This is a genomic window from Gordonia sihwensis (assembly GCF_029632925.1).
GTDB lineage: Bacteria > Actinomycetota > Actinomycetes > Mycobacteriales > Mycobacteriaceae > Gordonia > Gordonia sihwensis.
Genome location: NZ_CP121248.1, coordinates 1,087,246 through 1,103,977, shown reverse-complemented (window position 1 = coordinate 1,103,977; position 16,732 = coordinate 1,087,246). Strand labels below are relative to the sequence as shown.

Annotated in this window: 18 protein-coding genes; 9 read left to right on the top strand and 9 right to left on the bottom strand. The window is 69.8% G+C overall.

Annotated elements, in window-relative coordinates; translation table 11 throughout:
• Window positions 1-3 precede the first annotated feature (3 nt).
• Together P5P27_RS05265 and P5P27_RS05260 are read left to right on the top strand one after the other, a co-directional pair.
• Window positions 4-1,560: a phospho-sugar mutase gene (locus P5P27_RS05265; RefSeq protein ID WP_278126735.1), complete on the top strand. Its 1,557-nt coding sequence runs from the start codon at window positions 4-6 to the stop codon at window positions 1,558-1,560.
• Window positions 1,557-2,204, top strand: coding sequence for a hypothetical protein (locus P5P27_RS05260; RefSeq protein ID WP_006896526.1), 648 nt, complete (start codon window positions 1,557-1,559; stop codon window positions 2,202-2,204). The genes P5P27_RS05265 and P5P27_RS05260 overlap by 4 nt, the downstream gene beginning before the upstream one ends.
• On the opposite strand, the gene P5P27_RS05255 is transcribed toward P5P27_RS05260, so the two are convergent.
• Window positions 2,201-4,123, bottom strand: coding sequence for an ABC transporter ATP-binding protein (locus P5P27_RS05255; RefSeq protein WP_278126732.1), 1,923 nt, complete (start codon window positions 4,121-4,123; stop codon window positions 2,201-2,203). The genes P5P27_RS05260 and P5P27_RS05255 overlap by 4 nt on opposite strands.
• A 75-nt stretch (window positions 4,124-4,198) precedes the next feature.
• On the opposite strand from P5P27_RS05255, the gene soxR reads away from it, so the two are divergent.
• On the top strand, window positions 4,199-4,663 hold the full coding sequence (gene soxR, locus P5P27_RS05250) for a redox-sensitive transcriptional activator SoxR (protein WP_278126731.1): 465 nt from the start codon (window positions 4,199-4,201) through the stop codon (window positions 4,661-4,663).
• Window positions 4,664-4,672: 9 nt separating this feature from the next.
• On the opposite strand, the gene upp is transcribed toward soxR, so the two are convergent.
• Entirely contained in the window at window positions 4,673-5,320 is a 648-nt protein-coding gene (gene upp, locus P5P27_RS05245) for a uracil phosphoribosyltransferase (RefSeq protein ID WP_278126730.1), read from the bottom strand.
• 86 nt (window positions 5,321-5,406) lie between these two features.
• On the opposite strand from upp, the gene P5P27_RS05240 reads away from it, so the two are divergent.
• Both P5P27_RS05240 and P5P27_RS05235 read left to right on the top strand, forming a co-directional pair.
• Window positions 5,407-5,730, top strand: coding sequence for a type VII secretion target (locus P5P27_RS05240; protein WP_278126729.1), 324 nt, complete (start codon window positions 5,407-5,409; stop codon window positions 5,728-5,730).
• Entirely contained in the window at window positions 5,727-6,674 is a 948-nt protein-coding gene (locus P5P27_RS05235) for a C40 family peptidase (RefSeq protein ID WP_062367065.1), read from the top strand. The genes P5P27_RS05240 and P5P27_RS05235 overlap by 4 nt, the downstream gene beginning before the upstream one ends.
• A gap of 30 nt (window positions 6,675-6,704) precedes the next feature.
• On the opposite strand, the gene P5P27_RS05230 is transcribed toward P5P27_RS05235, so the two are convergent.
• From P5P27_RS05230 to P5P27_RS05220, 3 genes are all read right to left on the bottom strand, one after another.
• Window positions 6,705-8,414: a cytochrome c biogenesis protein DipZ gene (locus P5P27_RS05230; protein WP_278126727.1), complete on the bottom strand. Its 1,710-nt coding sequence runs from the start codon at window positions 8,412-8,414 to the stop codon at window positions 6,705-6,707.
• Between the two features lie 81 nt (window positions 8,415-8,495).
• On the bottom strand, window positions 8,496-9,209 hold the full coding sequence (locus P5P27_RS05225) for an anti-sigma factor (RefSeq protein WP_278126726.1): 714 nt from the start codon (window positions 9,207-9,209) through the stop codon (window positions 8,496-8,498).
• Between the two features lie 2 nt (window positions 9,210-9,211).
• The gene (locus P5P27_RS05220) at window positions 9,212-9,793 is read right to left on the bottom strand and encodes a sigma-70 family RNA polymerase sigma factor (RefSeq protein ID WP_045540451.1); all 582 of its coding nucleotides are present in this window, start codon (window positions 9,791-9,793) and stop codon (window positions 9,212-9,214) included.
• 128 nt (window positions 9,794-9,921) lie between these two features.
• On the opposite strand from P5P27_RS05220, the gene P5P27_RS05215 reads away from it, so the two are divergent.
• Together P5P27_RS05215 and P5P27_RS05210 are read left to right on the top strand one after the other, a co-directional pair.
• A complete protein-coding gene (locus P5P27_RS05215; RefSeq protein ID WP_278126725.1) occupies window positions 9,922-10,227 on the top strand; it encodes a hypothetical protein in 306 nt (101 codons plus the stop codon).
• A 67-nt stretch (window positions 10,228-10,294) separates the two neighbouring features.
• On the top strand, window positions 10,295-11,554 hold the full coding sequence (locus tag P5P27_RS05210; protein ID WP_045540455.1) for a hypothetical protein: 1,260 nt from the start codon (window positions 10,295-10,297) through the stop codon (window positions 11,552-11,554).
• A 166-nt stretch (window positions 11,555-11,720) separates the two neighbouring features.
• Here the strand turns inward: P5P27_RS05210 and P5P27_RS05205 are convergent, their stop codons facing one another.
• The 4 genes from P5P27_RS05205 to P5P27_RS05190 are packed head-to-tail and all read right to left on the bottom strand — an operon-like array spanning window position 11,721 to window position 15,682.
• Window positions 11,721-12,842, bottom strand: a complete 1,122-nt coding sequence (locus tag P5P27_RS05205; protein WP_278126724.1) for an adenosine deaminase — start codon at window positions 12,840-12,842, stop codon at window positions 11,721-11,723.
• A gap of 51 nt (window positions 12,843-12,893) precedes the next feature.
• The gene (locus P5P27_RS05200; RefSeq protein ID WP_278126722.1) at window positions 12,894-13,907 is read right to left on the bottom strand and encodes an LLM class F420-dependent oxidoreductase; all 1,014 of its coding nucleotides are present in this window, start codon (window positions 13,905-13,907) and stop codon (window positions 12,894-12,896) included.
• A 42-nt stretch (window positions 13,908-13,949) separates the two neighbouring features.
• Entirely contained in the window at window positions 13,950-15,260 is a 1,311-nt protein-coding gene (locus tag P5P27_RS05195) for a thymidine phosphorylase (RefSeq protein WP_278126720.1), read from the bottom strand.
• Window positions 15,257-15,682 carry a cytidine deaminase gene (locus P5P27_RS05190; RefSeq protein ID WP_006897244.1) on the bottom strand — a complete coding sequence of 142 codons (426 nt, stop codon included), beginning with the start codon at window positions 15,680-15,682 and terminating at the stop codon, window positions 15,257-15,259. Before P5P27_RS05190 ends, P5P27_RS05195 begins: the two co-directional genes overlap by 4 nt.
• A gap of 195 nt (window positions 15,683-15,877) precedes the next feature.
• On the opposite strand from P5P27_RS05190, the gene sdhC reads away from it, so the two are divergent.
• Window positions 15,878-16,285, top strand: coding sequence for a succinate dehydrogenase, cytochrome b556 subunit (sdhC, locus tag P5P27_RS05185; RefSeq protein ID WP_006897243.1), 408 nt, complete (start codon window positions 15,878-15,880; stop codon window positions 16,283-16,285).
• 15 nt (window positions 16,286-16,300) lie between these two features.
• Window positions 16,301-16,732, top strand: a complete 432-nt coding sequence (locus tag P5P27_RS05180) for a succinate dehydrogenase hydrophobic membrane anchor subunit (protein WP_006897242.1) — start codon at window positions 16,301-16,303, stop codon at window positions 16,730-16,732.

The following is a 16,732-nucleotide window of genomic DNA, read 5'->3' as shown; positions in this document are numbered from 1 at the left end:
CCGATGCTGACCTTCGGAACCGCCGGTCTGCGGGGCCCCGTGGCGCCGGGGCCCGACGGGATGAACGTCACCACGGTGACCCGCGCGACGGCGGGCCTGGCCGACTGGCTGATCGCGCGCGGACACGCCGGAGCGCCCGTCGTCGTGGGCCGCGACGCCCGCAACGGCTCGGAGGAGTTCGCCGCGGCGACGCGCGAGGTCCTGGCCGCGAGGGGATTCGACGTGATCGCGCTGCCCGACCCGGCGCCGACGCCGGTGACGGCCTTCGCGACCCGCGTGCACGGCGCCGCCGCCGGCGTGATGATCACCGCCTCGCACAATCCGCCGCGTGACAACGGCTACAAGGTGTACCTGGGCGATCCGCCGTGCCCGGGCGCCCAGTTGGTGGGCCCCGCCGATCGGGAGATCGAGGCCGCGATCGCCGCGAGCGAACCGGCGGAGATTCCCCGGAGACCGGTGGCTCCGGACCGACGAGCCCGCGCCGCGCGCGCCGACTACCTGGCGCGGATCTGCGCACGCTTCGAGGACGCGGTCGCGCGGCCCCTGCGGATCGCGTTGACACCGTTGCACGGCGTCGGCGGCGACCTCGCGGTGGAGGCGCTCGCCCGCTGCGGATTCTCCGACGTGCACGTGGTCGGCGAGCAGTTCGCTCCCGATCCGGACTTCCCCACGGTCGCTTTCCCGAACCCCGAGGAGCCCGGCGCCACCGATCTGCTGCTGGCACTGGCCGACGACGTGGACGCCGATCTCGCGGTCGCGCTCGACCCGGACGCCGATCGCTGCGCGGTCGGCATCCGCGACGGCGACCGCTGGCGCATGCTCACCGGCGACGAGACGGGGGCGCTGCTGGGCACCTGGGTCCTCGACGCCGTCGCCGAGTCGGCGGTGCCGCACGGCGACCGCCCGGTGGTCGCCAGCTCGATCGTCTCAGGCACGCTGCTGCACGCCGCGGCGCTGCGTCGCGGCGCCGACGCCCGCCGCACCCTCACCGGGTTCAAATGGCTCGTTCGGGCGGGCGAACCGCTCGTCTACGCCTACGAGGAGGCGCTCGGGCACTGCGTCGACCCGGCTGCCGTCCGCGATAAGGACGGAATCAGCGCGGCGGTGGCCGCCGCCTTCCTCGCGTCGTCCTGGATCGGGCGCGGCGGGCTGGCCGCGGCACTCGGCGCGCTGCACGCTGAGAACGGCGTGCACGTGACGGCACCGCGGTCGCTCCGGCTCGACGATCCGTCCGAGATCGCTGCGATCATGGCCGGTCTGCGCACCGCGCCGCCGGCGGCGCTCGCCGGCATCCCGGTGACGGCCGCCGACTACGCCGAACGCACCGACGGCCTGCGAACCGACGGTGTGGAGCTGACCGGTCGGCGGCCGGACGGCGTCGCTCTGCGCGTCTTCGCCCGTCCGAGCGGAACCGAACCGAAACTCAAGTACTACGGACAGCTGAGCGCGCCGGTCGCGGACGGTAGCGTCAGCACCGTGCACCACGAGCTGTCGCAGCTGTTGGACGACGTCCTGGCCGAGCTTCCGGCCGGTAGTCGCGGGGAGGAGATCCGACGATGAGCTATCCGCAGTATCCGGATCCGGGGTATTCGCAGGGCGGGCCCCCGACCGGTCCTCAGCCACCCCGCAACCAGTCGCCCTGGTCGTCGCCGGCGGTGCTGGTCGCGATCATCGCCGGCGTGGTGCTGCTGATCGGCGGGATCGCCGCCGCCGTCCTGTACTCACAGGGGAAGAAGTCGGACACCGCGGCCCCGGTCTCGTCGTCGAGTCCACCGACGACCGTCACTCATACCGCGACCGGCACTCCGACGCCGCCCACCGTCACCGCGCAGCCCACCACCACCGCGCCGACGATCCCGACCACCGCGCCGGGCTCCGGTCCGGTCACCGTCCCCGGCGCCGACCGCCAGGGCTTCCTGTCCGGGCCGCGCTGCAACGCCTCAGAGGACGACGCGGTGTTCGTCGGATACACCGAGCGCTCTCGCGTCGTCATCTGCCAGGTGGGCGCACAGACCGGCCGCTACTACTACAAGGGCGAGGCCGACGGTGACACGGTCGAGGTGGGGTATCCGACCCGCAGCGGCGACACCTTCGTCGCGACCAACGGCAGCGTCGACTACGTGGTCTCCCCCAGCTCGCTGACGATCCGGGAGAACGGCTCGACGCTCACCGTGGAGCCGATGGTCTCCAGCTGGGTGGACTAGCGGCCCGCTCCTCCGCTCGCGGTCGTGGTGCTCGGAGTCGGACCGGTCGCGAACTGCGTCCGGTAGAGCTCGGCGTAGCGGCCGCCGCGTTCCAGCAGCGATCGGTGGTCGCCGCGCTCGACCACCCGGCCTGATTCGAGCACGATGATCTCGTCGGCCGCCCGGACCGTGGAGAGCCGGTGAGCGATGACCAGCGACGTCCGCCCCGTCAGCGCCTCCGCGAGGGCCGCCGAGACGGCGGCCTCCGACGTCGAGTCCAGGTGCGCGGTGGCCTCGTCGAGGATCACCACCGACGGTCGGGCGAGCAGCAGCCGCGCGATGGTCAGCCGCTGGCGTTCGCCGCCCGAGAGACGGTAGCCGCGTTCGCCGACCACCGTGTCCAAACCGTTGGGCAGCGAGCGGACCAGATCGTCCAGACGCGCCCGCGCCAACGCCTCCCAGAGTTCGTCGTCGGAGGCGTCCGGCCGGGCCAGCCGCAGATTGGCGCCGACGGTGTCGTGGAAGAGGTGTCCGTCCTGCGTGACCAGGCCGACGGTGCGGTGGATCGCATCCGACCGCAGGTCGCGGAGGTCCACACCGTTGAGCGAGATGCCGCCCTCATCGACATCGTAGAGCCGGGTGGCCAGCGACGCGACCGTCGACTTGCCCGCGCCCGAACTCCCGACGAGAGCGACCATCGAGCCGGCGGGGACCTCGAAGTCGACCTCGTGCAGGACCGTGCCGCCGGTGCGGGAGTCCAGTTGCGCCACCTCCTCCAGCGAGGCCAGGGACACCTTGTCCGCGGACGGGTACCCGAATGAGACGTTCTCGAATCGGACCGTGACGCCGTCCGCGGCGTCGGGTACGGTCTCGGCCCCGGGGCGGTCCACGATCAGCGGCCGCAGATCGAGCACCTCGAAGACTCGCTCGAAACTGACGAGCGCGCTCATCACCTCCACGCGCGCATTGGCCAGCGCGGTCAGCGGCGCATACATGCGGGTGAGCAGCAGAGCCAGTGAGACCACCGCTCCGGCGGACAGATGCTGATGCACCGCCAGCCAACCGCCGAGACCGTAGACCAGAGCCAGAGCGAGTGCCGAGACGAGCATCAGCGCGGTGTAGAAGTAACTCTGCAGCATCGCCTGGCGGACTCCGATGTCGCGAACGGCGTCGGCGCGGTCGCCGAACTCCTTCGATTCGATCTCCGGGCGCCCGAAGAGCTTCACGAGCGTGGCGCCGGGAGCGGAGAAGCGCTCGGTCATCTGCGTCGACATCCGCGCGTTGTGATCCGCGCTCTCCCGCGCGAGCCCCGCCATCCGGCTGCCCATGCGTCGCGCCGGCACCACGAACACCGGGAGCAGGACGAGGGCGAGCACGGTGATCTGCCAGCTGATCGCGACCATCACGCCCAGGGTCAGCAGCAGGGTCACCACATTCGACACCACCCCCGAGAGGGTGTCACTGAAGGCGCGCTGCGCGCCGATCACGTCGTTGTTGAGCCGGCTCACGAGCGCACCCGTCCGGGTTCGGGTGAAGAACGCGACCGGCATCTGCTGGACGTGGTCGAACACGGCTCGGCGCAGGTCCAGGATCAGCCCCTCACCGATGTTCGACGACAGCCACCGCGTGCCGATCGAGGCCGCAGCCTCGGCGACGGCGATCGCCGCGATCAACAGCGCCAGCATCACGATCTCCCGGCCGGCGGCCGAGCCTCCGGATCCGATGAGGTTGACCACCCGGCCGGCCAGGAGCGGCGTGACGACGGTGAGTACCGCGGTCACCACCGACAGCAGGAGGAAGGTGATGATGCGCCGCCGGTGCGGGCGCGCGAAACCGCTGATCCGGCGCAGTGTCGCCCGCCGGTCAGCCCGCGCCGATTTCGCGTCGGCGGCGTGCATCGACTTGTACATGACGTCCCATGCGACCGATTCCATGCTCATCGCAGATCGCCCCGTTCGGTGCTCATGACTTACAGTGCACTTCATCAAGTGCACTTGATGTCAAGGAAAGGGCCGATGGCCGAGAGCTCGCCGCGCGGAGCGTGGCTCAAACCGGGACAGGTCGCAGACCGTGCGGGGGTCGCCGTCTCGACGCTGCACTACTACGAGCAGATCGGGCTCATCACCAGCCGCCGCACCGCCGGGAACAGGCGGGAGTACCGCAGGGACACGCTGCGGCTGGTCGCCTTCATCCGCGCCTCGCAGACACTCGGCATTCCGCTCGCCCGCATCAAGGCCGCACTGGACGCACTCCCGCATGACAAGCCGCCGACCAGGCAGGACTGGGCACGGCTGGCTCAGGACTGGCGGGCCGACCTCGACCGCCGCATCGCCGGTCTGGTGGCCCTGCGAGACGATCTGGCCGACTGCATCGGCTGCGGCTGCCTGTCGCTCACCGAGTGTCCGTACGTCAATCCGGGGGATGTCCTGGGCGAACAGGGGCCGGGGCCGCGGCGACTGCCCCCGGCGACCCGGGGATGATCCGGGGGCTCAGCGCGGACCGAACTGGCGGTCGCCCGCGTCGCCGAGCCCGGGAACGATGAACTTGGCCTCGTTGAGCCGTTCGTCGACCGCGCTTATCACCAGGCGCAGCGATCCGCCCCACGCGCGCAGCGCGTCGAGCCCCTCCGGTGCCCCGACCACGCAGATCGCCGTGAGATCGGTGGCGCCGCGGGCGACGAGCAGATCCAGCGTGTGCACCAGCGAGCCGCCGGTCGCCAGCATCGGGTCCAGCACGCACACCGGACGCCCGGTGAGGTCCTGCGGCAGCGATGCGAGGTACTCGGTGGGCATGGCCGTGGTCTCGTCGCGGGCCACGCCGACCAGACCGATCCCGGCCTCGGGCACCGCTGCGAGCGCGGCGTCGAGCATACCGAGACCGGCGCGCAGGACCGGAACGAACAGCGGCGTGGACGCGAGCCTGCTGCACGACGCCTCCCCGACGGGAGTCCGCACCTGCAACGGCCGTTCCGGAGCATCAGCGAAGGCCTCGTAGACCAGCATCTGGGCCAGTCGGGCGAGCGCGTTCCGGAAGGCCGCGTTGTCGGTGGCCTCGTCGCGCAGAACCGACAGCCACGCGCGGGTCAGCGGGTGATCGACGATGCGGACGTGCAGGCCTGACGAGGGGGAGTCGGTCATGCGCTCATCGTAATGTCGGGCAGTCGGTGACACGCCGTGGCCGACGGCGGCGGAACCGTTCGGCGGCCGGGTGCGTCCAATTAGGTATGAACGTCCAATCCGGCACACCGGTCATCGTCGATCCGGCCGCGGTCCACGCCGTCGCCGCCAACCAGTCGGGAGCGGCAGCGGCCGTCCGTGCGCGCACGGCGGCCGAGCGATCCGGCACGAGCACACTGGTACCGACTTTCGGGCTGATCGGCGTCGAGTTCCTGGCCGCGCTCGAACGGCTGGGCGCGGCGCGGGCCGACCGACTCGACGCTCTCGCCTCGCGCCACGCGTCGGCCGCCGACTGCGCGAGCACCGCCCGCACCGCCTACCAGTGTTGCGACGGCACCAACGCCGACGCCGTCGCCGGGGTGCCGGCATGAGTGCCGAACTCTTGATCGCGCCACTCAAAGCGCTGGTGGCGACACTCGGCACCGGAGTGCTCCCGCCCGGGGCGACGGCGGTGTACTCCGACACCGGGTCCGCACTGGCCGAGGCCTCGACACTGTCGGACCGGAGTGTCGCCGCCACCGCAGCGGGCTGGCGCGGCGCGGGCGGCGACCGCGCGGGGACCGCATCACGCCGTCTGGCGGCCGTCGACGACTCGATCGGCACCGCCGGCAGCGACATCACGTCCATCATCGAGCACGCGGCCGGGCGGGTGAAGGAGGCGAACACCGAACTGAATGCTCTCGTCGAATCGTTCGTCGCGACTGCCGCGACGGTCCCGGCGATCGCCTCGCCCGCAGGGCTGGCCGCGCTGGTCCCGCTCGCGCTGAGCCATCTGGCGCGCGGGGTCCACGTGGTGCAGCGAGCGCAGGTCGACCTCTCGCGCGACGCCTCCGCCCTGGAGGGGCAGGCGGCGGCCGATCCGAGCGCGGCGCGGGCCGTCTCCGGTGCCCCGTCGGCCGGTGCTCCGTCGTCGGGCGGCGGACGGATCCCGATCACCCTCCCCGACGGCTCCGTGTCGTACGCCGAGAACGAGCGCGCTGCGACCGCGGTCCGCGCTGCGCTCAGCGTCCAGGGCACCCCGTACGTCTGGGGCGGAACCACCACCGACGGCTTCGACTGCAGCGGCTTCACCCAGTGGGCCTACCGGCAGGCGGGAGTGGAGCTGCCTCGGCTCGCCCAGGACCAGGACACCGCGGGGTTCGCCGTGTCACAGGACGACCTGCAGCCGGGAGACCTCGCCGTCTGGTCCGGGCACGTCGCCATGTACATCGGCAACGGCCAGCTCGTGGAGACCGGCGGCGATCCGGTCGGAGTGACGCCGTTGCGCACCTCCAACGCCGACCAGACCTTCGAGGGCTTCTACCGGCCCCGATGACGGTCGAGGCGGGCGGCCGTCGGTCCGGATTCAGCCGAAGGTGAAGCTGTAGACCTCGAGTCCGTCGCTCAGATCGATCGTCGTGTCACGGTGGCGGTAACCGTCGTCAGCGAGGTTGTACAGCCGCGGCGGGCCCGAGACGTCGATCGTCCGGTCCGGGGCTCCGGGTGTGTGCACGACCGCGCGGCCGGTGCCGCCGAGAACCGCGTTGACCGATGAGGCGGTGCTGTCGAGGCGGATACGGGCGGCGTCGACCGCGCGCACCGATTCGTCGGTCACGTCGAACTCGCCCGCTAGCGCGTATGTGCTGGGCTTCGAGTCGGCGCCGAATGAGAAGGTGCGGCGTCCCACAGTCAGCGCGCCGCCCGCGTAGGAGCCCTCCGAGCGCGACGCCGACACGTACATCTCCGGCGAGATCGGTCCGGAGGCCGGTCCGCCGCCGAGGTCACCGGCACTCACGGTGGCGCCGCTGACCGGTGCCGGCAGCGCACGCTCGGGCGAGGCCTCGTGGAGCAGGGTGCGGATTCGCTGTTCCATCTCCTCGTAGCCGCCCTCACCGTAGGAGACGGCACGCACGGTGCCGTGCGCGTCGATCAGGTACTTCGCCGGCCAGTAGCGGTTGCCGTAGGCGTTCCAGATCGCGTAGTCGTTGTCCTGCACCACCGGATAGCCGATGTGTTCGTCGCCGATCGCGGCGGCCACATTGCCCGAGTCCTTCTCGAACGCGAACTCCGGCGTGTGGACTCCGACGATCTCCAGTCCCGACGTCCGGTACGCGTCCCACCACTGGCGCACGTGCGGGCCGTCGCGCAGGCAGTTGATGCACGAGTAGGTCCAGAAGTCGACGAGGACCACCTTGCCCCGGAGCCCGGCCACCGTCAGCGGGGCGCCCCCGGGCGTGTTGAACCAGCGACCGCCTCCGGTGAAGTCGGCCGCACTGCCGCAGTCGGCGAGCCCGTCGCCGCCCGTGCACGCCGCGGCACCGCCCGTCTGCCGTCCGAGTGCGCGGTTGACCGCGTCCGACTGCGACAGCGCACGGTCGACCGAGGCGGTGTACGAGGGAATCGCCGCCTGCAGCCGGGCCGGGGCGTCGAAGACGAGTGCCACCGCCAGCCCGATGAGGATCACCCCTCCCACCGCGCGGAAGGTGCGCTGCCGCCGCCGGTACGCGGCCAGCCGCTTCGCCAGCGACGCCCCCGCGACCGCGAACACGGCCAGCGGCAGTGCCGCGCCGACGGCGAACGAGACGGTCAGGACCACGGTGCGCCACCCGATGTCGCCGGTCGCGCCGGCCACCGAGATCGCGGCGAGCACCGGGCCGGCGCACGGCACGTACAGGGTGCCCAGTCCCAGGCCCAGAAGGAAGGGCGCGGCCCGCCCGCCTCGACCCTTCGGCGTCCACCCGGGCAGTCGCGCGAACGGACGCTCCAGCGCATGCGCCACCGACGGGATCAGCATGCCCAGTCCGATCAACACCAGCAGGACGATGCCGGTCCATCGCAGCAGTCCGCTCGGCAGTCCCAGCGCGGCGAGCACCAGAGTCCCGAGCAGCGTGATGAGACTGAAGCTGACCACGATTCCGCCGATGATCGCGATCGCCCGGCCCGGTGACGCCGACGTCTCGCGACTCCCGGTCTGAGCGCCGCCGGTCACGAAGATGATCGGAATCATCGGCAGCACGCACGGCGACACCCCGGTCACCAGACCTCCGGCCAAACCCACCAGAATCATCGTCAGCATCGCGGATCCATTCCTCTCGACCGGTCCGTTCACGATTGATTCGACGCCGAGCGCGGCGGGGATTGGATCGCGGGACAGATCTCAGGGAATCGGGAACTGGACCACCATCGGTGAGGTCGGCTGCGGCGAACCGGTCATCGGCTCCACCGACAGCGAGACGTCGGCCGGCCGGCTCATGTCGGTCATGATGACGCTCGACGTGTCGGCACCGTGCACCATGCCCGCCGACTTCTTCCGCCCGTCGACGGTGATCCACACCTGGTATCCGGTCCGGTGGTCGGTCGGCGGCAGGTTCTCAACACTCACCACGGTGGCGCGCTGCGACGGTGCGTACATCGCCTTGACCGTGCCGTCGCCGACGGCACCGGTGGCCTTCTCCATGTCGGGTGCGGCGAGCACATCGTCCATCGAGGTCCCCGAGGTCGACGTCGCCGACGGCCGGTGGTCGGCGACGACACGCCAGGTGACGACGCCGCCCGCGGCCGCGACCGCGATGCACGCCGCTGCCGCCGCGCGCACCCAGCGGCGCGAGCGGCCGGCGGACGGCGCGGGGGACGCCTCACCGTCCACGGCGCGCATGAGCGCGGCCCGCACCGGCGGCGGTACCGGGTCCGCGTCGGTGCTCAGATCTGCCGCGGTCTCCTGCCAGGCGGCCCATGCGGCCGCACATTCGGGGCACGTCTGCAGATGCGCCTCCACCCGACGCCTGTCTAGTTCGTCGAGCGCGTCGAGCGCGTGCAGGGGCAGCAGATCACGCGGGTGGTCGCGGGTGCTTCCCGATCGTGGATCGCTCATGGTCACCGTCCTCCCATGCAGGTACGGAGCCGTTGCAGCCCGTCACGGATACGTGTCTTGACCGTGGCCGGACTCAGCGCGAGGGCCGCCGCGACCTCCGAGTACGTCAGTCCGCCGAAGTAGGCGCGGTCGATCGCCTCGCGCTGTTTGACGGTCAGCGTGTCCAGGCATGCCCGCACCCGGATCCGTTCGTCACGCGCCACCACGTCGTCGCTGACCGAGTCGAAGTCCGGGACGCGTGCGGCCTCGAACCGCTCGTCACGCCGGTGTTCGGCCACGTCGTGCCGCACGGTGTCGACGGCGCGGCGGTGGACGAGCGTGGTGATCCAGGCCCGCGCGCTGCCGCGGCCGCGGTCGTAGGCGCCTGCGGTGCGCCATACCTGCAGCCACGCGTCCTGCAGCACCTCCTCGCCGCGGGCGCTGCTGCCGACCACGCGTCGAGCCAGCGCCAACGTGCGCGGGCCGAGTTCGTCGAAGAGTACGTCGAAGGCGTCGCGGTCGCCTTCGCCGACCGCTTCGAGGAGGTCGTCGAACGACACCGTGCCGGTCACGACCGACTGATTCGTGTAGTCCACACCAACCATTCGACACCCGATGCGTCACGGATTGGTGTCACTGCCGATTTCGATCGAGACCAATACTCGGCCGTCTCGGCGACGAATCATCAGCGAGGGCGGCCGAGCCGGCCACCCCGTCGACGAAAGGAACTCCGATGATCTCCACCTCCACCCGTCGCACCGCCGTGGTCACGCTCGCGGGCGCCGCCGCCCTGGTCGCAGTGCTCTCGGCGTGCGGCGACGACAACGACAAGACTCCGACCACCCCGTCGACCATGTCCTCGCAGATGTCCCCCGCACCCATGTCTCAGACCCCGATGTCCCAGACCCCCATGTCACCGCCGATGTCCTCGCAGATGGCACCCATGTCGCCGACGATGGCGCCGCCGGCCACCAGCGAGATGATGACTCCGCCGGGTGCGATGACGGACGAGAACGGTCCGGCCATGACCGGCCACTGACCCGAATTCACGACGTCGACCGGCCCCGTGCAGCACGCGAACGAGTTCTTGATTAGGCTCAGTGACCATGGCCGGTGACATCGTTCCCATCGAACTCGGACTGACCGAAGGCAACCTCTTCACACTGTGGGCTCCGCGGTGGCGCGAGGGCGATGACGAGTGGGAAGCGTTCCTGGGTCTGGAAGACGACCTGTACGCGTTGCCCGGCGTCGCCGAACTCGTCGCCTTCGTGCGCACAGACGACGACAACGACCTCGTCGATCACCCCGCGTGGGAGACGATCAAGAAGGTGCAGGCGGCCGAGCTGGTCCCCGACGACCGGCACAGCTACGACCTCATCGGCGTCCCCGAGCTGGCCGCCGAGGACCCGCGACCGGAGGTCCTCGGCGAGCTCGAGGACGCGCTGGAGATCGTCCGCATCATCGGCGAGGTCTGCGAACTGGCCCCGGTCACCAAGTTCTTCACGGGCAACCCGATCCTGGGCGCCGTCACGGTCGGCACCAACAACTTCGAGGGCCGCGACGGCGTCGACCTCTGGGTCCGCATCGGGCGTCTCATCGCCAAGCACTGGGACGATGTGATCGACGCTCTCGATGCGGTCATCACCGTGCCGAAGGTCGACGCCGACGCGGTGACGATCGCCGAGGACGAGTTAGCCGCGGCGGCCTCCGCCGAGGACGAGGACGAGCCCGACTTCGATGCCGAAGAGGCGATCCTCGACGACGCCGACGACGATGACGAGCAGGACGACGACGAGGAAGACGAGATCGACGAGGACGATTTCTGGGCCGGCGTCGGGATCGATCCCATCCGCATCTACACCGACGCCGGCGAGTTCCTGACCCTGCGCTGCTACCTCGGCGACGATCCAGTGTTCCTGGGCCGTAAGGGCACCATCTACGGTTTCGGATCGCAGCGGGCGCTCACTCGCTTCCTGGCCGACAACGACGACCACGATCTGGCGAAGCTGTCGACCTTCAATGAGGTGCAGGCCGCCGCCGACACCAACGAGATCGAGTACGACGTCCTCCCCGAGAACGTCTACGCGCTCCAGGGCATCGGCGAGGACATCCTGGACGGCCCGCGCCGGATCGACAGCCGCCAGCTCGATCTGGCCGTCGAACTGCTCACCGACGCCGCCGACTACGCGGGCATCGACACGGTCAACGAGGCGCTCGCCACCACCACGCCGCTCGGCTGGTTCGTCGACTACGCCATCAATCCCGACCCGAAGCGGCTCGCCCCGTCGGGCCCGTTCGACAACGAGGCCGAGGTGTGGCGCGCGCTGGTCCACGACTTCGAGGACCGCCTGGTACGGCGGGGTTAGCCGCCGCCCCGCCCCACGGCCAGTTACGCGAGCACGCCTCTGCGCCCGCCTAGGCCAGTTGAGCGAGCCTGCCTCCTAGCCTCCTAGGCCAGTTGAGCGAGCCTCCCCTCCTAATAGGCCAGTTGAGCGAGCGAAGCGAGTCGAAACCCACCCCACACCACCCCGCTCACCCCATCAGCACCTCGAACCCGGGCTTGATCACGTCGTCGATCAGGCGCAGACGCTGGTCGAACGGGAGGAACGCCGACTTCATCGCGTTGACGGTGAACCGCTCGAAATCGGCCCACCCGTAGCCGAACTGACGATGCAGGACCATGAACTCACGGCTCATGGACGTGTTGCTCATGAGGCGGTTGTCGGTGTTCACCGTCACCCGGAACCGCAGTTTCGCGAGGATGTTGAAAGGGTGATCGGCCAGCGACGCGACGGCACCGGTCTGCACATTGCTGCTCGGGCACAGTTCCAGCGGAATCCGCTTGTCGCGGACGTAGTCGGCGACTTGGCCCAGCTTCGCGCCGTCGAAGGATGAGTCGGTCGGCCGGGAGCCGGGCGGGAGCACCACGTCGTCCATCACCCGCACCCCGTGGCCGAGCCGGTCGGTGCCGCAGAACGCGACCGCCTCGTGGATCGACGGTAGCCCGAACGCCTCGCCGGCGTGGATGGTGAAGTGCGAGCACTCGCCGCGCAGGTACTCGAAGGCGTCGAGATGTCGGCTCGGCGGATTCCCGGCCTCGGCGCCCGCGATGTCGAACCCGACCACACCGCGGCCACGGAAGCGGACCGCGAGTTCGGCGATCTCGCGAGAACGCGCCGCGTGCCGCATCGCCGTCACGAGGCATCGGACGATGATCGGCCGGCCTCCTCCCGACGACGCCGCGGCCTCCCCCGCCGCGAAGCCGCGCAGCACCGCCTCCACCACTTCGTCGAGGGACAGTCCCTGCTCCAGATGGAGCTCGGGAGCGAACCGCACTTCGGCGTACACCACACCGTCGGCGTGCAGATCCTCCACGCATTCGCGGGCCACCCGCTCGAGGGCGTCGGCGGTCTGCATCACGGCGACGGTGTGCGCGAACGTCTCCAGGTAGCGCTCCAGCGATCCGCTGTCGGCGGCGGTGGCGAACCATTCCGCCAGCTCGTCGGCGTCATCGGCGGGCAAGCGGTCGTAGCCGCCCTTGCGAGCGAGGTCGACGACGGTGGCCGGGCGCAGGCCTCCGTCCAGGTGATCGTGCAGCAGCACCTTCGGCGCCAACCGGCATTCTTCGACGGTGATCGTGGCGGAAGTGACCATGGCCTCGACGGTAGCGCCGATCCGGCGGCCGCGCGCGATGAGCGCGACCGCTCAGTTCAGCAGCGCCGTCAGCATCGCCCCGGCCTCGGCCACCTTCCCGGGCAGATGCCCGTTCGGGACCATGTTGATCACCAGCCCGTCGATCCCCTGGTCGAGTACCCGCCGCTGCAACTGGTCGGCGACGTCGTCCGGAGTACCGATGAACATCCGGTCGGTGGCGCGCGCGTAGGTCTCGTCGTCGATCACTTCCGGGTCCACGCCGGTCTTGCGGAGGTAGTCGTGCGCCAGGCTCCGGGCACGGTCGCCGTCCGTGTCCATGATCACGAAGCTCAGGAAGCTGGTCTCCAGGGTGTCGCGATCGCGTCCGGCCTCCTCGCACCGTGCCGCGAGCGCGTCCATCTTGCGCGGCAGTTCGGAGGCGTTGCAGATGACGTTGAGGTGGTCGGCGTAGCGCGCGGCCAGACCGAAGGTCTTCTTCTCCCCGCCGCCGCCGAGCATGATCGGCAGGTCGTCGCGCAACCGAGGCTGGTTGAGCGTGTCGTGCGCCGAGTACCACTTGCCGGTCAGCTCCGGCCGCCCGCCGCGCAGCATCGGCGAGAGGATCTCGAGCGATTCCGACAGCCGCTCGAACCGATCGGTGAAGGTCCCGAATTCAAAACCCATCTGATCGTGCTCGAGCTGGAACCAACCCGCGCCGATCGCGCACACCGCCCGGCCGCCGCTGACCACGTCGAGGGTGGTGACGGTCTTGGCCAGCATCGCCGGATTGCGATACGTGTTGCCCGTGACGAGCGCCGACAGCTTGATCTCGGATGTCGCACCCGACAGCGCACCGAGCGTGGTGTACGCCTCCAGCATCGGCTCGCTCGGCGCGCCCAGTCCCGGCAGTTGGTAGAAGTGATCCATCACGAAGACGGTGTCGAAGCCGGAGCGCTCGGCCTCCCGCGCCTGCGCCGCAACGGTCGGGAAGATGTCCGCGACCGGTCCGGCGTTCTCCGGCTCGAGCGGGTCGGGGTAGGTGAAGTTGGGAATCTGGTATCCGATGCGAATCCGCTTGTCGACCATGCGATCCAACGTAGCGCCGAAAGCCAGTCGCCGCTCGTCGATTCACCCGGCGGCCGGGACCCGGTCGAGAATGCGTGAAGCGGGCCGGGACACGGGCTCGACGCGCACATCGACCCCGCCGTCGAGGGCGGCCAGCGCACCCTCGATGCGTGTCTCGTCGTCGGTGTGAAGGGTGAGCAGCGGCTGCCCGCGGCGCACCTGGTCGCCGATGGCGGCGTGCCACACGACGCCGGCGGTCGCCGACACGGCCTGACCGGGCCTGCTGCGCCCGGCACCGAGCAGCCAGGCCGCCTGCCCCACGGCCAGCGCGTCGAGCCTCGCCAATCGGCCGTCGCGGTCGGCGATCACCTCGTGGGTGCAGCGCGGCGCGGGCAACGGGGCATCCGGATCTCCGCCCTGCGCCTCGATCATCGAGCGCCAGGTGTCCATCGCCTTGCCGTTCGCCAGGTTGCGGAGCGGATCCACGTCGTGCATCCCGGAGGCGTCGAGCATCTCCGACGCCAGCGCCGCCGTCAGTTCCACCACGTCCGCGGGACCGCCGCCGGCCAGCACTTCCAGGGACTCGGCGACTTCGACGGCGTTGCCCGCGGTGCGGCCCAGCGGCGTCGCCATGTCGGTCAGGAGGGCGCTGGTACGCACGCCCGCGTCCGCACCGAGCGCCACCATCGTCTCGGCGAGCTCCCGCGCGTCGGCCATGTCCTTCATGAACGCGCCGGAGCCCACCTTGACGTCGAGCACCAGCGACTGCGTGCCCTCCGCGATCTTCTTGCTCATGATGCTGCTGGCGATCAGCGGGATCGACGCGACGGTCCCGGTCACGTCGCGCAGTGCGTACAGCTTGCGGTCGGCGGGCGCGAGGTCGGCGGTCGCCGCGCAGATCACCGCACCGACCCTGCCCAGTTGACTGCGCATCGCGTCCACGGACACCTCGGCCCGCCATCCCGGTATGCACTCGAGCTTGTCGAGGGTACCGCCGGTTTGACCGAGCCCGCGGCCGGACAACTGCGGCACCGCGACTCCGTACGACGCGACCAGCGGCGTGAGCGGCAGCGTGATCTTGTCGCCCACGCCGCCGGTGGAGTGCTTGTCGACGGTCGGCACCCGCCGGCCGCCGCGCCGCAGGTCCGAGAAGTCCATCGTGATGCCGGAGTCGATCATCGCGGCGGTCCAGTCTCCGATCTCGCGACGGGTCATCCCGCGCAGGACGATCGCCATCAGCAGCGCCGACATCTGCTCCGGAGCCACGTCGCCCGCGGTGAATCCGGCGATCATCCCGCGGATCTGCTCACCGGTCAGTTCGCGGCCGTCCTTCTTGGCCAGGATCGCGTCGACCGGCTCGAGCGATGCGGTCACCGGATCGCCTCCAGGTGGCCCGGGCCGAAGGCGTCCGGCAGCAGTTCCCGCAGCGGCCGAGGCCCCGCGGCCGAGTCGACGAGAAGCTCCTCGCCGCCGAACTCCAGGAGCACCTGTCGGCAGCGGCCGCACGGGGTCAGCACGCTGCCGCGCGCGTCACAGACGCTCACCGCTATCAGTCGTTCGCGCGAGGCGCGATCGGCGTCCATACGACCGAGAGAAATGCCCGCCGCGACCATCGACACCTCGGCGCAGAGCCCTAAGCCGTATGAGACATTCTCCACATTGCTTCCGGTGATGATCTGGCCGCTGAGTGTGATTCCCGCCGCACCGACCGCAAAGCCGGAGTAGGGGGCGTATGCCCTGGTCATCGCCGTCGACGCCGCGTTTCGCAATGAATCGAAGTCGATTCCCGCAGTCAATTGATCCCCTCTCCACACAAATCACCGTAGGTAAGGCACACCTAATTAAATCGGTGGACCTTGGTCACATTGCTCCGGCAATTTACGACAACACTCAGCTTAGGTTTAAAGTCAGGAGCATTGGGTCTTGCAGCGACCTACGCGTGCGCTTGCGGTCCCACCCCAAGTCCACGACAACGGAGGCGTAGTTTCGCGATGAGCACCCCCACAGAGGTTGCACCGGCACCGGTGCGCAAGCGCTCTCTCTACAGAGGTGACCCAGGCATGTGGTCGTGGGTGTTGCACCGCATCACCGGCGTGTCCATCTTCTTCTTCCTCTTCGTGCACGTGCTCGACACCGCCGTCATCCGGGTCAACGAGAACACGTACACCGAGATCATCGACACCTACAAGACACCGATCATCGGCCTCATGGAGATCGGTCTCGTCTTCTGCGTGCTCTACCACGCCCTCAACGGTCTGCGCGTCATCCTCGTCGACTTCTGGTCGAAGGGCGCCAAGTACCAGCGCCAGATGCTGTGGGCCATCCTCACCGTCTTCGCGATCGTGTTCATCGCGGCTGCCGTGCGCATGCTGCAGATCCTGATCACGCACGCGCTTTAAGGGAGCTGAGAAACAATGACTGAAGCAAAGACCCTCGGCACCGCCTACGACCGCCCCGCCAGCCTGGACGCGCCGGGTGCCCCGCGCATCCGCAGCCGCGGCAACTTCGAGAAGAACGCGTGGCTGTTCATGCGTTTCTCGGGCCTGGCCCTCATCGTCCTGACGTTCGGCCACATGTTCATCATGCTCATGTGGGACAGCGGCGTGCACCGCATCGACGCGTCGTTCGTCGCAGACCGCTGGAAGTCGCCGTTCTGGCAGGTCTGGGATCTTTTCATGCTCTGGCTCGCGCAGCTGCACGGCGGCAACGGCGTCCGCACGGTGATCGCCGACTACTCGCGCAAGGACTCCACCCGCTTCTGGCTGAACACCTTGCTCGCCCTGTCGATGATCCTGATCCTCGTGCTGGGCACCTACGCGATCCTCACCTTCGGCAGCGCCAGCTAA

Bases quoted from the DNA above. Each gene is read 5' to 3' on its own strand.
- P5P27_RS05215 (WP_278126725.1), top strand. From the start codon at position 9,922: ATGATCTCCACCTCCACCCGTCGCACCGCCGTGGTCACGCTCGCGGGC.
- upp (WP_278126730.1), bottom strand. From the start codon at position 5,320: ATGACCGACTCCCCCTCGTCAGGCCTGCACGTCCGCATCGTCGATCAC.
- P5P27_RS05230 (WP_278126727.1), bottom strand. From the start codon at position 8,414: ATGCTGACGATGATTCTGGTGGGTTTGGCCGGAGGTCTGGTGACCGGG.
- P5P27_RS05255 (WP_278126732.1), bottom strand. From the start codon at position 4,123: ATGAGCATGGAATCGGTCGCATGGGACGTCATGTACAAGTCGATGCAC.
- P5P27_RS05210 (WP_045540455.1), top strand. From the start codon at position 10,295: ATGGCCGGTGACATCGTTCCCATCGAACTCGGACTGACCGAAGGCAAC.
- P5P27_RS05225 (WP_278126726.1), bottom strand. From the start codon at position 9,209: ATGAGCGATCCACGATCGGGAAGCACCCGCGACCACCCGCGTGATCTG.
- P5P27_RS05180 (WP_006897242.1), top strand. From the start codon at position 16,301: ATGACTGAAGCAAAGACCCTCGGCACCGCCTACGACCGCCCCGCCAGC.
- P5P27_RS05220 (WP_045540451.1), bottom strand. From the start codon at position 9,793: ATGGTTGGTGTGGACTACACGAATCAGTCGGTCGTGACCGGCACGGTG.
- P5P27_RS05240 (WP_278126729.1), top strand. From the start codon at position 5,407: ATGAACGTCCAATCCGGCACACCGGTCATCGTCGATCCGGCCGCGGTC.
- P5P27_RS05200 (WP_278126722.1), bottom strand. From the start codon at position 13,907: ATGGTCGACAAGCGGATTCGCATCGGATACCAGATTCCCAACTTCACC.
- P5P27_RS05265 (WP_278126735.1), top strand. From the start codon at position 4: ATGCTGACCTTCGGAACCGCCGGTCTGCGGGGCCCCGTGGCGCCGGGG.
- P5P27_RS05235 (WP_062367065.1), top strand. From the start codon at position 5,727: ATGAGTGCCGAACTCTTGATCGCGCCACTCAAAGCGCTGGTGGCGACA.
- P5P27_RS05205 (WP_278126724.1), bottom strand. From the start codon at position 12,842: ATGGTCACTTCCGCCACGATCACCGTCGAAGAATGCCGGTTGGCGCCG.
- sdhC (WP_006897243.1), top strand. From the start codon at position 15,878: ATGAGCACCCCCACAGAGGTTGCACCGGCACCGGTGCGCAAGCGCTCT.
- soxR (WP_278126731.1), top strand. From the start codon at position 4,199: ATGGCCGAGAGCTCGCCGCGCGGAGCGTGGCTCAAACCGGGACAGGTC.
- P5P27_RS05260 (WP_006896526.1), top strand. From the start codon at position 1,557: ATGAGCTATCCGCAGTATCCGGATCCGGGGTATTCGCAGGGCGGGCCC.